The organism is Streptomyces sp. NPDC056835 (assembly GCF_042789485.1).
Classification (GTDB): Bacteria; Actinomycetota; Actinomycetes; order Streptomycetales; family Streptomycetaceae; genus Streptomyces.
Window position 1 is genome coordinate 40,794 of the sequence record NZ_JBHUBB010000042.1, and the last position, 13,844, is coordinate 54,637.

Genomic DNA, 13,844 nt, shown 5'->3' on the forward strand with positions numbered 1-13,844 from the left:
GCGACAAGAGGGGCCATGGTGAACGGCGTCACATCACCAATTCTCAGGAAGCAACTTGCCCGATTTAGGGTGAACTTCAGCTCTCAGGGGGTTTTGACCGTGCGTAGTCTGTGCGGCATGCAGACCACCGGGAACCGAGTGACGCCGGTAAGCGTCAAGACTGTCGGCTTACCGGATGCATATCGGATGAGCCCGATGCCGGACCGGTCCGTATTCATTTCGGGGGGACCGGAACTCAACTGCCGCTTCCAGGCGTCCGCGCCTGCCCGAGGAGTAGTCGTTCGATGAGCGAGCACCGTCGCAAACAGCCGCAGCCGCAGGGTGGCGGTCGTGCCGCGGCCAGGCGTGCAGCCCAGCCGCCATCCGGCCGCCGCGCAGCACCGTCCCGAGAAACTGTTTCGGCCTCACCCTCCGGCTCCTATCAGGAGGAGCCGCCCTACGGTGGCCGCGCCGCAGCCAGACGCGCCGCCCAGCGTGGTGGCCGCAGGCGCGGGGCGGACGACGGGGGCGCCGGACGTGGCCGCGGCGAGCCGTACAAGAAGCGGTTCATCGACTACCCGCGCCAGGGCAAGTACGGCTGGCGGCGCTGGGTGCCGTCCTGGAAGCAGACCACCGGACTCGGTATCGCCTTCGTCGGCTCCATTCTGGCCGCCGGGACCATCGCATACGCCGTGGTCGGTATCCCTAATGTCCAGGAAGCGTCCACGGCTCAGAACAACGTCTACTACTGGGACGACGGCACCCAGATGATCGCCACCGGTGGGGAGGTCAACCGGCAGATCGTCGGGATCAGCCAGATTCCGGACGCGATGCAGAAGGCGGTCGTCTCCGCCGAGAACAAGTCGTTCTACGAAGATTCCGGCGTCGACCCGATGGGTATCGGCCGGGCTCTGATCAACATGGCCAAGGGCGGCAACACCCAGGGTGGCTCCACCATCACTCAGCAGTACGTCAAGAACGCCCGGCTCGGTGACCAGAGCCAGACCCTGACCCGCAAGTTCAAAGAGCTGTTCATCTCCATGAAGGTCGGCACCGATATGGAGAAGCCCGAGATCATGGAGGGCTATCTGAACACCTCCTACTACGGGCGAGGCGCTTTCGGTATCCAGGCAGCCGCCCGTACGTACTACGGCAAGGACGCCGTTGACCTGAACCCCAGCGAGTGCGCGCTCCTGGCCACGCTCCTCAAGGGTGCGACGTACTACGACCCCGCCGGCCAGACCTCCATCGACCCGAGGGCGACTCCGGAGGCCAACACGCAGAGAGCCACCGAGCGCTGGTCCTGGATCCTCGACGAGATGGTGAAGGACGGCTACCTCGACCAGTCCGAGCGGGCCAAGTACACCAAGTTCCCGACGCCGGACGGGATCAAGAAGAACACCCAGCAGAGCGGACAGATCGGCTACCTGGTCGACCTCGCCAAGGCGTACTTCGTCAACAACAACACCAGGGGCCTCACGGCGGACGACCTCTCCAGGGGCGGCTTCGAGATCCACACGACCTTCAACAAGAAGAAGGTCGAACAGCTGAGGACCGCCGTCGAGAAGGTCTACGACGCGAACATCGACCCCAAGAAGCGCCCGGAGACCGACACACACGTCCAGTTCGGCGGTGCCTCCGTCGAGCCCGAGTCCGGCAAGATCGTCGCCATCTACGGCGGCCAGGACGCCACCAAGCACTTCACCAACAACGCCGACCAGACCGGCGCGCAGGTCGGATCGACCTTCAAGCCGTTCGTCCTGGCCGCGGCGATGCGGGACGGCGTCCGCGCCCCGGAAGACGGCAGCCGCACACCCATCTCGCCCGACAAGACCATCTACAACGGCGACAACAAGCTGAAGATCAAGAACTACGACCGTTCGATCTGGACCAACGAAGAAGGCAAGGAGTGGCTGCAGGTCAACGACGGCGACAAGGACTACGGGCCCATCGATCTGCGCTACGCCATGCAGGAATCGGCCAACTCCCCGTTCGTCCAGCTGGGCATGGATGTGGGCATCCCCCAGGTGCGTGACGCCGCCATCGACGCCGGGCTGCTGAACAGCTCCCTCTCCCAGTCGAACGTGCCGTCCTTCTCGATCGGTATCTCCGACCCCAGCGCCATCCGGATGGCCGGCGCCTACGCCACGTTCGCCTCCAGCGGGAAGCAGCGCGACCCCTACTCCGTCACCAAAGTGCTCCAGAGCGGCAAGCCCGTCTATGAGCACGAGACCAAGGTGAAGAGCCCGTTCGACCCGGCCGTCGCCGACAACGTCACGGATGTACTGAAGACCGTCGTGGAGAAGGGCACCGGTAAGAACGCGCGGCTCGAAGGGCGCGAGGTGGCCGGCAAGACCGGTACCACCGACGGCAACAAGTCGGCCTGGTTCGTGGGCTACACCCCGCAGCTGTCGACCGCCATCGACATGTACCGGATGGACGACGACGCGACGAACAAGAACCGCGAGTTCCTGAAGATGTTCGGCACGGGTGACCAGGACAAGATCCACGGTGCCTCGTTCCCCTCGGAGATCTGGCACGACTACATGGAGGAGGCGCTCAAGGGGAAGCCGCCCGTGAAGTTCCCCGAGCCCGAGCCCATCGGAGAGGCCTGGTACGGCAGCGGCGCGTCACCGTCCCCGACGCCCAGCGAGACGCCGTCCGAGACGCCGAGCGAGACGCCGTCCGAGACGCCCTCGGAGACGCCGTCCGAGACGCCGTCCGAGACGCCGTCCTCCTCGGAGGAATCCTGCAACCGGCCGTTCGGCTGCTCCGATGGCGGCGCCAATCAGGGCAATGGCAACGGCGGTCCCGGCGGGGAAAGCAGTTCGTCGTCCTCCCCCGGCGAGACTCCCGACGACAGCGGAGGCATCTTCGGAGGCCCCTGAGGCTGACCGCCGCGGGCAGGCTCGGGAGGCTGACCGCCGCCCACGCCACCCGCCACGAGGGCCGCCGCACCGGCACGTACCGACTCGCGTACGTGTACGGTGCGGCGGCCCTCGCCGTGTTCCGGGCGGCGTACGGCAGGATGGGCGCCATGCCCAGCGCAGAAGAGACATCCGTGGACCAGGACCGGCCGGACGTGCCGCCCACGCGGCGTGACGAGATCGCCGCGGCCGGCAGCGAGCTGATCGGCGGCCCGGTCGGACGCTGGGCCTGGTTCGGCAGCAGCAGGCTCACCCCCGTACGCGTTGTCGCGCTCGTGGCGATCGGCATGTTTGCGCTGGGCATGGTGCAGAAGATGCCGTGTTACGACTGGGCCTGGTTCCGCGGCGCAAGCTCCCAGTACACCCATGCCTGCTACTCGGACATCCCGCACCTTTTCCTGGGGCGCGGCTTCTCCGACAATCTGGTGCCGTACTTCGACCGGCTCAACGGTGACATGGAGTACCTGGAGTACCCCGTACTGACGGGCCTCTTCATGGAGGTCGCCTCCTGGCTCACACCGGGCGGCTCCCTGCAGTACCGCGAACAGATGTACTGGATGGTCAACGCGGGAATGCTGATGATCTGCGCCGCGGTCATCGCGGTCTGCGTCGCCCGCACCCACCGCCGCCGCCCCTGGGACGCCCTGCTGGTCGCCCTCGCGCCCGCCTTCGCACTCACCGCCACCATCAACTGGGACCTGCTGGCCGTGGCGCTCACCGCCGCCGCGATGCTGATGTGGTCACGCGGCCGCGCCCTGGCCTTCGGCATCCTCATCGGACTCGCCACCGCCGCCAAGCTCTACCCCGTACTGCTCCTGGGACCGCTGCTCCTGCTGTGCTGGCGGGCCGGGAGATTCCGCGAGTACGGAACGGCCGTCCTCGGCGCGGCCGCCGCATGGCTCGCGGTGAATCTGCCGGTCATGGTGCTCGCACCCGAGGGATGGAAGAAGTTCTACACCTTCAGCCAGGAGCGCCAGGTCGACTTCGGCTCCTTCTGGCTGATCATCACCCAGCGCACGGGCGAGTCCCTGGACGTCGGCACCGTCAACAACTACGCGATGCTCCTGATGCTCCTGGCGTGCGCGGGCATCGCGACGCTCGCCCTGACAGCCCCGCGCCGGCCGCGCTTCGCCCAGCTCGCCTTCCTCGTCGTCGCCGCCTTCATCCTCACCAACAAGGTCTACTCACCGCAGTACGTACTGTGGCTCGTCCCACTGGCGGCCCTCGCCCGGCCGCGCTGGCGTGACTTCCTGATCTGGCAGGCCTGCGAGGTCATGTACTACCTCGGCATCTGGATGTACCTCGCCTATACGACGAGCGGCGACGCCCACAAGGGACTGCCCACCGAGGGCTACCAGCTCGCCATCGCCCTGCATCTGCTGGGGACGCTGTACCTGTGCGCACTGGTCGTACGGGACATCCTGATGCCCGAGAAGGACGGCGTACGCACCGACGGCTCCGACGACCCGTCGGGCGGCGTACTCGACCGCGCGGAGGACAGATTCGTCCTCGGCGGGGCCGCCAGGCCGATACAGCCCACCGCCCAGTCGGTGGAGGCACCCCGTGTCGAGTGGGGAGTGCGGCCGCCAGGAGCCGTCTGAGCGGCCCCCGGGCCCGCGACCCCACCCAGAACCCCGGCCACCGACCCAAAAGGCCGCAGAGCGCTCCAGGGGCGCTCCGCGGCCTTTTGGGTGACGTCCCGCTCAGCGGTCGACGAGACGGTCGAACTGCGTCGTCGTGTGCCGCAGATGAGCCACCAGCTCATCCCCGACCTTGGGCTCCTGCGCGTCCGACGGCACGAACAGGATCGACACCTGCATATGCGGCGGCTCCGCGAACCAGCGCTGCTTGCCGTCCCAGACGAACGGCGACAGATTGCGGTTCACCGTGGCCAGACCCGCCCGCGCGACACCCTTCGCACGAGGCATCACCCCGTGCAGCGCCTTCGGAGCCTCCAGACCCACCCCATGAGACGTCCCCCCGGCGACCACCACCAGCCAGCCGTCGGAAGCGACCTTCTGCTGGCGATAGCCGAACCGCTCCCCCTTGGAGACGCGGGTGACATCCAGAACGGAGCCCCGGTACTCCGTCGCGTCATGATCCCCCAGCCACAGCCGCGTACCGATACGGGCCCGGAAGCGGGTCTGCGGGAACTGCTGCTGCAACCTGGCCAGCTCCGTGGCGCGCAAATGACTCACGAACATCGTGTGCAACGGAAGCCGCGCCGCACGCAGCCGGTCCATCCACGCGATGACCTCCTCCACCGCGTCGGAACCATCCGTACGGTCCAGCGGAAGATGCAGGGCGAAGCCCTCCAGCCGCACATCCTCAATGGCCGCGTGCAACTGCCCGAGCTCCCCCTCCTTCACGCCATGGCGCTTCATCGAACTCATGCACTCGATGACCACACGAGCGCCCACCAGCGCGAACACGCCATCGACGGACGAGACCGAACGCACCACCCGATCGGGCAGCGGCACCGGCTCCTCACCCCGCCGGAACGGCGTGAGAACCAGCAGGTCACCACTGAACCAGTCCTTGATCCTGGCCGCCTCGTAGATGGTTCCGACGGCCAGCATGTCGGAGCCGAAGCGCGTGGTCTCATCGGCGAGACGCTCATGCCCGAAGCCGTAGCCATTGCCCTTGCAGACCGGGACAACCCCCGGGAACTGCTCGATGACCGACTTCTGGTGCGCCCGCCAGCGCGCGGTGTCGACGTAGAGGGAGAGCGCCATGCCGGTCCGGAACCTTTCTCTCGGCTGCCGTGAATCGAAGAGATGGATGAACGAGGAGGAAAAACGAGGGGGGAGAGGAGACGAGGGGGGAACGAAACGAAGAGGGAACGAAACGAAGGGGGAAGAACCGACCGCCGCACGGAGACGCCCACCGGGCAAGGCCGCCGGCCACCGCCGTGGTCAGCGACGCGACATATAGATGTCAAGCGCCTTGTGCAGCAGCTTGTTGAGCGGGAAGTCCCACTCACCGATGTACTCGACAGCCTCGCCGCCGGTACCCACCTTGAACTGGATCAGACCGAAGAGATGATCGGTCTCATCGAGCGAGTCGGAGATCCCGCGCAGGTCATAGACCGTCGCACCCATCGCGTACGCGTCACGCAGCATCCGCCACTGCATCGCGTTCGAAGGCCTGACCTCACGCTTGTGATTGGCCGACGCACCGTACGAGTACCAGACATGACCGCCGACGATCAGCATCGTCGCCGCCGCGACATTCTCACCCTCGTGACGGGCGAAATACAGCCGCATACGGTTCGGGTCCTCGTTGTTCAGCACCGTCCACATGCGCTGGAAGTACGACAGCGGACGCGGCCGGAAATGATCCCGCTCAGCCGTGATCTCGTACAGCCGCTGCCACTCACCGAGATCCTCGTAGCCGCCCTGCACCACATCGACGCCGGCCTTCTCGGCCTTCTTGATATTGCGACGCCACAACTGGTTGAAGCCCTTGAGGACATCATCCAGCGACCGGTTCGCCAACGGCACCTGGAAGACATAACGCGGCTGCACGTCACCGAAGCCCGCGCCGCCGTCCTCCCCCTGCTGCCAGCCCATCTTGCGCAGCCGGTCGGACACCTCGAACGCACGCGGCTCGATATGTGTCGCCTCGACATCACGCAGACGCTTCACATCCGGATCCTGGATACCCGACTTGATCGCACCCGAGTTCCACCGGCGGATCACCACCGGCGGGCCCATCTTCACCGAGAAGGCACCCTGATGCTTCAGATGCGCCAGCATCGGCCGCAGCCACTCGTCCAGATTCGGGGCGTACCAGTTCAGCACCGGCCCCTCGGGCAGATACGCCAGATACCGCTTGATCTTCGGCAGTTGACGGTAGAGCACCAGCCCCGCGCCGACCAACTGGTCGTTCTTGTCGAACCAGCCCAGGTTCTCCGAGCGCCATTCCGTCTTGACGTCAGCCCATGCCGGGACCTGGCAATGACTCGCCGCCGGCAGACTCTGGATATACGCCAGATGCTGCTCTCGACTGATGGTCCTCAGGGTCAGGCTCATGCGGGGCGCTCCTCGGCAGGTGTGTCCCCATCGATACAGGGGCTCCGGCTCTCGCGCCGAAGCCTACTGCGCCGATGGAGCGCCCCGTCTGGCTGTGGGCGGAGCGTCCGGCTATCCGACGACCCCACCGAACGGTCCGCCATGCGCCATTCCGAGGAAGAACCCGACCGCCGAGGCGCCGAGCCCGATGATGATCAGGAACCGTTCACGCGTCGTCACGGAGATGAACTGCCCGTACGCGCCCGTCAGGATCCCCACCAGCCCCGCCCACGAACTGAGCAGATGCAGATTGTGGAAGAAAGCCGAGACGAAGGCGAGAACGCCCAGCGTCAGCGTCACCGCGACCAGGGTGTCCTGGAGCGGATGACGCTTGCCGTCCGTGGAAAACAGAGAGGTGGCGGAGTTCGGTCGCATTGCGTGTGCCATCTGGCACCTCCTGGCCTTGCCGGAAGGCGGCGCATCGTAGCGCCGCGCACACCCGATGTGTACAGATTGCGTCCGCGGGCGGCCGGATTTCAACCGGAAGCCGGTCTGTGAGTAGTCTGTACGGTCTGCGCCGGTGTCTGCCCACGCCAGAAAACGATCCCCTCGCCCGGCGAGCCGGATTGTCAGTGGCGGCCGATACCGTTGCTTACGCATCACGACCCTCCTGCCACGGAACGACCGTGGCCGCTGAGTCCAAAGGAGGTGGGTTCCACATGCGTCACTACGAGGTGATGGTCATCCTCGACCCCGATCTTGAGGAGCGCGCTGTCTCCCCGCTGATCGAGAACTTCCTCTCCGTCGTCCGTGAGGGCAACGGAAAGGTCGAGAAGGTCGACACCTGGGGCCGTCGTCGTCTCTCTTACGAGATCAAGAAGAAGCCCGAGGGCATCTACTCGGTCATCGACCTGCAGGCCGAGCCCGCAGTCGTCAAGGAGCTCGACCGACAGATGAACCTGAACGAGTCGGTCCTCCGGACCAAGGTCCTCCGTCCCGAGACCCACTGAGCTCCTAGCTCAGAGGTCATCGGGTCCGAGCAGCAGCAAGCAGCCAGAAGCAATCCCCGCCGAGAGGTTCACCCATGGCAGGCGAGACCGTCATCACGGTCGTCGGCAATCTCGTCGACGACCCCGAGCTGCGCTTCACCCCGTCCGGTGCGGCGGTCGCGAAGTTCCGCGTCGCGTCCACTCCCCGCACCTTCGACCGCCAGACCAATGAGTGGAAGGACGGCGAAAGCCTCTTCCTGACCTGCTCGGTCTGGCGTCAGGCGGCGGAGAACGTCGCCGAGTCGCTTCAGCGAGGCATGCGCGTCGTCGTGCAGGGCCGGCTGAAGCAGCGGTCCTACGAGGACCGCGAGGGCGTCAAGCGCACGGTCTACGAGCTGGACGTCGAGGAAGTCGGCCCCAGTCTCAAGAACGCCACGGCCAAGGTCACCAAGACCACCGGTCGCGGTGGCCAGGGCGGCTACGGCGGCGGCCAGCAGGGCGGCGGAAACTGGGGCGGCGGCCCCGGTGGTGGTGGCCAGCAGGGCGGCGGCGGAGCACCCGCCGACGACCCGTGGGCCACCAGCGCGCCGGCTGGCGGCAGCCAGCAGCAGCCGCAGAGCGGCGGGGGCAATGGAGGCGGCTGGGGCGGAAGCTCCGGCGGCGGCTACTCGGACGAGCCGCCCTTCTAGGGCGGGCTCGCACCCCACTTCTTGATCACACAGGAGAAACACCATGGCGAAGCCGCCTGTGCGCAAGCCTAAGAAGAAGGTCTGCGCATTCTGCAAGGACAAGACCCAGTACGTGGACTACAAGGACACGAACATGCTGCGGAAGTTCATTTCCGACCGCGGCAAGATCCGTGCCCGCCGCGTCACCGGCAACTGCACGCAGCACCAGCGTGACGTCGCCACGGCAGTCAAGAACAGCCGTGAGATGGCGCTGCTGCCCTACACGTCCACCGCGCGATAAGGGAAGGGTGACCGAATCATGAAGATCATCCTCACCCACGAGGTCTCAGGCCTCGGTGCCGCCGGCGACGTCGTCGACGTCAAGGACGGCTACGCTCGCAACTACCTGGTCCCGCGTGGTTTCGCGATCCGCTGGACCAAGGGCGGCGAGAAGGACGTGGCGCAGATCCGCCGCGCCCGCAAGATCCACGAGATCGCCACCATCGAGCAGGCCAACGAGATCAAGGCCCGCCTCGAAGGCGTGAAGGTGCGTCTGGCCGTTCGCTCCGGCGACGCCGGCCGCCTCTTCGGCTCCGTCACCCCGGCCGACCTCGCCTCGGCGATCAAGTCCGCCGGTGGCCCGGAGGTCGACAAGCGCCGCATCGAGCTCGGTTCGCCGATCAAGACCCTGGGCTCGCACCAGGTGTCCGTCCGGCTGCACCCCGAGGTCGCCGCGAAGCTCGGCGTCGAGGTCATCGCCGCCTGAGCAAAGCGCTCAGCAGTACATGGAGAGGGCCGCATCCCCCAGGGGATGCGGCCCTCTCGTCGTCCCTGAGACCGTTCGGGACCGGCCGTGTTTCACGTGAAACACGGCATGTGTTCTCCCGTCAGCGGGTGGCGCCTATGACCAGCCAGCGGCCCGAGCGGGTGCGCAGCCAGAGCGTCAGCATACGGACCCCCATCATCAGCCCCATCGTCCACCAGAGAGCCGTCAGACCACCGCCCCAGGCAGGAACGAGCAGAGCGACCGGGGCGAAAACCGCCAGCGTCACCAGCATCGCTCCCGCCAGATACGGGCCGTCCCCGGCGCCCATCAGCACACCGTCCAGCACGAAGACGATCCCCGAGATCGGCTGGGTAACGGCCACCACCAGCAGAGCCGGCAGCAACGTGTCCCGCACCACCTGGTCACCGGTGAACAAGGGAATGAACAGCGGACGCGCCGCCACGATCAGAACACCGAGCACCACACCCGCCGCGACACCCCACTGCACCATGCGACGGCAGGCATCCCGGGCGCCCTGAGTGTCACCCGCCCCCAGATAGCGGCCAATGATCGCCTGTCCCGCGATGGCGATCGCATCGAGCGCGAAAGCCATCAGGCTCCACAACGACAGAATGATCTGATGGGCCGCGACATCCGCGTCACCCAGACGCGCGGCGACCGCCGTGGCGATCATCAGAACCGCACGCAGCGACAGCGTACGAACCAACAGCGGCACGCCGGCCTGGGCACTCGCCCGTATCCCCGCCGCGTCGGGACGCAGCGACGCCCCATGCCGGCGCGCTCCGCGGATCACCACCACCAGATAGACGGCCGCCATGGCGCACTGAGCCAGCACCGTCCCCCAGGCGGAACCGGCGATCCCAAGACCGGCACCGTAGACAAGCACGACATTGAGCACCGCGTTGGCACCGAACCCGCCGATGGCGACATACAGCGGCGTCCGGGTGTCCTGGAGCCCGCGCAGCACGCCAGTGGCGGCCAGCACGACCAGCATGGCGGGGATGCCGAGACTGGAGATCCGCAGATAGGTCACCGCATAGGGGGCGGCGGTGTCCGATGCCCCGAACAGACCGACAAGCCACGGTGCGGCGGGCAGCGTGACGGCGATGACTACCGCGCCGAGCAGAAGAGCGAGCCAGATACCGTCCATACCCTGGCGGATGGCGGCCTGGAGATCGCCCGCGCCCACGCGCCGGGCCACGGCCGCGGTGGTGGCGTAGGCGAGAAAGACGAAGATGCTCACCGCGGTCGTCAGCAGGGCCGCCGCGATCGCCAGTCCGGCGAGTTGGGGAGTGCCGAGATGGCCGACGATCGCGCTGTCCACCATCACGAAAAGCGGCTCGGCGACGAGAGCGCCGAAGGCGGGAACGGCGAGGGCGATGATCTCGCGATCGTGCCGTCGAGGGCCTGTCCTGGATATCGCGGGAGCCTTTGTCATGCGCTCAATCTAATCTTCCACAGGTAAGTGACGCAATGCCATTTGGGTCCTTACTGGACTGTCCGGTGGAGGCTCGGCTGTGTGCCGTTTGTTCTGATCTTGGTCCAGTCGGGAAAGTTTTTCTCCCCCACAGTCGGTGGATGGAAAAACCCCAGCTCAGGGTGGGTGCGGCAGAGCTGCTATGAGTTTGTCCACAGTGCTGTCCCCCGGTCCGTGCACAGGATCGCAGGGGTTCTCCACAGCATCTGATCGGTCGTCCACATGGCCTGTGGATAACCAGATTGGCTGACGGTGCCGACGGGCCTACCGTGGACCGGCGTCCGACGCGCCGGAACCGGAGTCAGGCCTCTCGTTTTGTCAGTGTCGTGCCGTAGAAAGAGTGGCACGGCGAGGTCCGCTGAGCGGACGTGAGGAGGTGGCCGGTGAGCATTCCCGAGCCATTGGACGACCCTTGGACCGACGCCGGTCCCAGTGACCGTCTGCCTGTCTCCCGGCAGCGCCGTGGCGAGGGCCAGGGCCGCGAGGAGCAGCACGAGCGCGGCCGGGACAGTGGTGCCTGGGACGGTGGGTCTCCCGGGTTCGAGCGGGTCCCGCCGCAGGATCTCGATGCCGAGCAGTCGGTTCTCGGCGGCATGCTGCTTTCCAAGGACGCCATCGCCGATGTGGTGGAGATCATCAAGGGGCATGACTTCTACCGCCCCGCGCACGAGACCGTCTTCCAGGCGATCCTCGACCTCTACGCGAAGGGGGAGCCGGCCGACCCGATCACGGTGGCGGCCGAGCTGACCAAGCGGGGTGAGATCACCCGCGTCGGCGGGCCGTCGTATCTGCACACGCTGGTCCAGTCGGTGCCCACGGCGGCCAACGCCTCGTACTACGCGGAGATCGTCCATGAGCGGGCGGTGCTGCGGCGGCTTGTCGAGGCCGGCACGAAGATCACGCAGATGGGATACGCGGCCGACGGCGATGTGGACGAGATCGTCAACTCCGCGCAGGCCGAGATCTACGCCGTCACCGAGCAGCGGACCAGTGAGGATTATCTGCCGCTCGGCGACATCATGGAGGGCGCGCTCGACGAGATCGAGGCGATCGGTTCGCGCAGCGGTGAGATGACCGGTGTGCCGACCGGCTTCACGGACTTCGACTCCCTCACGAACGGGCTGCATCCCGGCCAGATGATTGTCATCGCGGCCCGTCCCGCCATGGGTAAGTCCACGCTCGCTCTGGACTTCGCGCGGGCCGCGTCGATCAAGAACAATCTGCCGAGTGTGATCTTCTCGCTCGAAATGGGGCGCAATGAGATCGCGATGCGTCTGCTGTCGGCGGAGGCGCGAGTGGCGCTGCACCATATGCGATCGGGCACGATGACGGACGAGGACTGGACCCGGCTGGCCCGTCGTATGCCGGATGTCTCGCAGGCTCCGCTCTATATCGATGATTCGCCGAATCTCTCGATGATGGAGATCCGGGCCAAGTGCCGGCGGCTGAAGCAGCGCAACGAGCTGAAGCTGGTGATCATCGACTATCTGCAGCTGATGCAGTCGGGTGGTTCGAAGCGGGCCGAGAGCCGTCAGCAGGAGGTCTCGGACATGTCGCGAAACCTGAAGCTGCTGGCCAAGGAGCTGGAGCTGCCGGTCATCGCGCTGTCACAGCTGAACCGTGGTCCGGAGCAGCGTACGGACAAGAAGCCGATGGTCTCCGACCTGCGTGAGTCGGGTTCGATCGAACAGGACGCGGACATGGTGATCCTGCTGCACCGCGAGGACGCCTACGAGAAGGAGTCACCGCGGGCGGGTGAGGCCGACCTCATCGTGGCTAAGCACCGTAATGGCCCGACGGCGACGATCACGGTGGCGTTCCAGGGCCACTACTCACGCTTCGTGGACATGGCACAGACCTGAGAACCCGATGTGTAGGGTCTCAAATCCAGCTTCATAATCTCAGGGCCAGCTGCAAATGGATGGCATTTATGCAGCCATTGTGAGACTCGCAGCTCGGAGCGTTCACTCTTCCGAGTGGCGGAACGGGCGACCTCTCCACCCGGGGAGCGCTGGCACCTTGGCTACACGGGCAGTCACTCGTGGGCTTGAGGGTGCGGTGGACATCGCTGCGACTGTGAGCGTGCGTCGTCAGAACGGTCAGGTCGTCGAAGATCGCTTCTGGGGCACGGAGCCAATCAAATCTCTGGCTTCGGCCATGCCCTGGCGGACGTTCCGCTGGTACAAGGGCCAGAAGCACTACTCGGGCACCTACTGGCCGGCGACGATGCGCGATCACGTGATCTACGAGTCGCGACTGGAGCTGTCGCGGTTGCTCTTCGCTGATTTCGATCTGTCCGTACGCGGCATCGTGGCCCAGCCCTTCTTGCTGAAGACGGTGCTGGAGGGGAAGGTCTGCAGGCACATCCCGGACTACCTCCTGCTCACCGGGCAGGTGCCGGTGGTCGTCGACGTCAAGCCGCTGCACCGGTTGTCCAAGCCAGAGGTGGCTTTCACCTTCGGCTGGACTCGGCGGGCGGTGGAATCACCGGGATGGAAGTACGAGGTCTGGAGCGAGCCTTCGGCCGTGGAACTGGAGAACATCCGGTTCCTAGCGGGCTATAGAAGGGACTGGCTGTTCAGCCCCGAGGTCCTGGAAGTCCTTCGGGGAGCTGAGCTCGAAGGTGTCCCCTCTGCGGCAGGCCGCGTGCTGTGACGACGCGGCGGAGCGAGCCACGACACCGCCCTCCGCACCACCGACGAGGTCGCCGACGCTCCTGCCATCCCGCGCAGGGCTCTCACCAGCCAATACGCATGGCAGCGGCTCCGGCGATTCGCCGCCGCATTGCCCTACCCCACTCTCGGCGAAGCCGCCCCGAAGCTTCGGTCTCAACCCGGAAGCCCTGGTGACCCAGATCAATCGGCTCGAAAAGGATCTGGGCCAGCCCTTGATCGAGCGTGCCGAGCGGGGACGCAGAAGGCAGCCCACCCTGTTCGGCGCGGAAGTTGCCGCTGCTGTCCAGTCCACGGTGCCCCCTGTCGGGGTACGCGGTTCCTTCCCCAGC

The 13,844-nt window shown here is 66.2% G+C and carries 12 protein-coding genes; 8 read left to right on the forward strand and 4 right to left on the reverse strand.

The window, feature by feature from the left end:
- The first annotated feature begins 284 nt into the window (after window positions 1-284).
- Window positions 285-2,867, forward strand: a complete 2,583-nt coding sequence (locus tag ACFRMN_RS33985) for a transglycosylase domain-containing protein (RefSeq protein ID WP_383027183.1) — start codon at window positions 285-287, stop codon at window positions 2,865-2,867.
- 149 nt (window positions 2,868-3,016) lie between these two features.
- A complete protein-coding gene (locus ACFRMN_RS33990) occupies window positions 3,017-4,507 on the forward strand; it encodes a glycosyltransferase family 87 protein (RefSeq protein WP_383027185.1) in 1,491 nt (496 codons plus the stop codon).
- Window positions 4,508-4,609: 102 nt separating this feature from the next.
- Here ACFRMN_RS33990 and ACFRMN_RS33995 read toward each other — a convergent pair whose 3' ends face one another.
- From ACFRMN_RS33995 to ACFRMN_RS34005, 3 genes are all read right to left on the reverse strand, one after another.
- Window positions 4,610-5,641 (reverse strand): alanine racemase, encoded by a 1,032-nt coding sequence (locus ACFRMN_RS33995; RefSeq protein ID WP_383027187.1) that lies wholly within the window; start codon window positions 5,639-5,641, stop codon window positions 4,610-4,612.
- A 180-nt stretch (window positions 5,642-5,821) separates the two neighbouring features.
- Entirely contained in the window at window positions 5,822-6,940 is a 1,119-nt protein-coding gene (locus tag ACFRMN_RS34000; protein WP_383027189.1) for a lipid II:glycine glycyltransferase FemX, read from the reverse strand.
- 111 nt (window positions 6,941-7,051) lie between these two features.
- Complete coding sequence (locus tag ACFRMN_RS34005) at window positions 7,052-7,366, reverse strand: hypothetical protein (protein WP_383027191.1); 315 nt, start codon at window positions 7,364-7,366, stop codon at window positions 7,052-7,054.
- A gap of 272 nt (window positions 7,367-7,638) precedes the next feature.
- Here ACFRMN_RS34005 and rpsF point away from each other — a divergent pair, with 272 nt between their 5' ends.
- From rpsF to rplI, 4 genes are all read left to right on the forward strand, one after another.
- A complete protein-coding gene (gene rpsF / locus ACFRMN_RS34010) occupies window positions 7,639-7,929 on the forward strand; it encodes a 30S ribosomal protein S6 (protein WP_006604399.1) in 291 nt (96 codons plus the stop codon).
- Window positions 7,930-8,003: 74 nt separating this feature from the next.
- The gene (locus ACFRMN_RS34015; protein WP_030354351.1) at window positions 8,004-8,597 is read left to right on the forward strand and encodes a single-stranded DNA-binding protein; all 594 of its coding nucleotides are present in this window, start codon (window positions 8,004-8,006) and stop codon (window positions 8,595-8,597) included.
- A 43-nt stretch (window positions 8,598-8,640) separates the two neighbouring features.
- Complete coding sequence (rpsR, locus tag ACFRMN_RS34020) at window positions 8,641-8,877, forward strand: 30S ribosomal protein S18 (RefSeq protein ID WP_003967857.1); 237 nt, start codon at window positions 8,641-8,643, stop codon at window positions 8,875-8,877.
- Window positions 8,878-8,895: 18 nt separating this feature from the next.
- On the forward strand, window positions 8,896-9,342 hold the full coding sequence (rplI, locus tag ACFRMN_RS34025; protein ID WP_030354350.1) for a 50S ribosomal protein L9: 447 nt from the start codon (window positions 8,896-8,898) through the stop codon (window positions 9,340-9,342).
- 121 nt (window positions 9,343-9,463) lie between these two features.
- Here rplI and ACFRMN_RS34030 read toward each other — a convergent pair whose 3' ends face one another.
- A complete protein-coding gene (locus ACFRMN_RS34030; protein ID WP_383027193.1) occupies window positions 9,464-10,801 on the reverse strand; it encodes an MATE family efflux transporter in 1,338 nt (445 codons plus the stop codon).
- Window positions 10,802-11,223: 422 nt separating this feature from the next.
- On the opposite strand from ACFRMN_RS34030, the gene dnaB reads away from it, so the two are divergent.
- On the forward strand, window positions 11,224-12,702 hold the full coding sequence (gene dnaB, locus ACFRMN_RS34035; RefSeq protein ID WP_249951484.1) for a replicative DNA helicase: 1,479 nt from the start codon (window positions 11,224-11,226) through the stop codon (window positions 12,700-12,702).
- A gap of 196 nt (window positions 12,703-12,898) precedes the next feature.
- A complete protein-coding gene (locus ACFRMN_RS34040) occupies window positions 12,899-13,495 on the forward strand; it encodes a TnsA-like heteromeric transposase endonuclease subunit (RefSeq protein WP_383027195.1) in 597 nt (198 codons plus the stop codon).
- The last annotated feature ends 349 nt before the right edge of the window (window positions 13,496-13,844 follow it).

Coding starts and splice junctions, on each gene's coding strand:
- rplI (WP_030354350.1), top strand. CDS start 8,896: ATGAAGATCATCCTCACCCACGAGGTCTCAGGCCTCGGTGCCGCCGGC.
- rpsR (WP_003967857.1), top strand. CDS start 8,641: ATGGCGAAGCCGCCTGTGCGCAAGCCTAAGAAGAAGGTCTGCGCATTC.
- ACFRMN_RS34000 (WP_383027189.1), bottom strand. CDS start 6,940: ATGAGCCTGACCCTGAGGACCATCAGTCGAGAGCAGCATCTGGCGTAT.
- ACFRMN_RS34005 (WP_383027191.1), bottom strand. CDS start 7,366: ATGGCACACGCAATGCGACCGAACTCCGCCACCTCTCTGTTTTCCACG.
- ACFRMN_RS34015 (WP_030354351.1), top strand. CDS start 8,004: ATGGCAGGCGAGACCGTCATCACGGTCGTCGGCAATCTCGTCGACGAC.
- ACFRMN_RS33985 (WP_383027183.1), top strand. CDS start 285: ATGAGCGAGCACCGTCGCAAACAGCCGCAGCCGCAGGGTGGCGGTCGT.
- ACFRMN_RS33990 (WP_383027185.1), top strand. CDS start 3,017: ATGCCCAGCGCAGAAGAGACATCCGTGGACCAGGACCGGCCGGACGTG.
- rpsF (WP_006604399.1), top strand. CDS start 7,639: ATGCGTCACTACGAGGTGATGGTCATCCTCGACCCCGATCTTGAGGAG.
- ACFRMN_RS33995 (WP_383027187.1), bottom strand. CDS start 5,641: ATGGCGCTCTCCCTCTACGTCGACACCGCGCGCTGGCGGGCGCACCAG.
- ACFRMN_RS34030 (WP_383027193.1), bottom strand. CDS start 10,801: ATGACAAAGGCTCCCGCGATATCCAGGACAGGCCCTCGACGGCACGAT.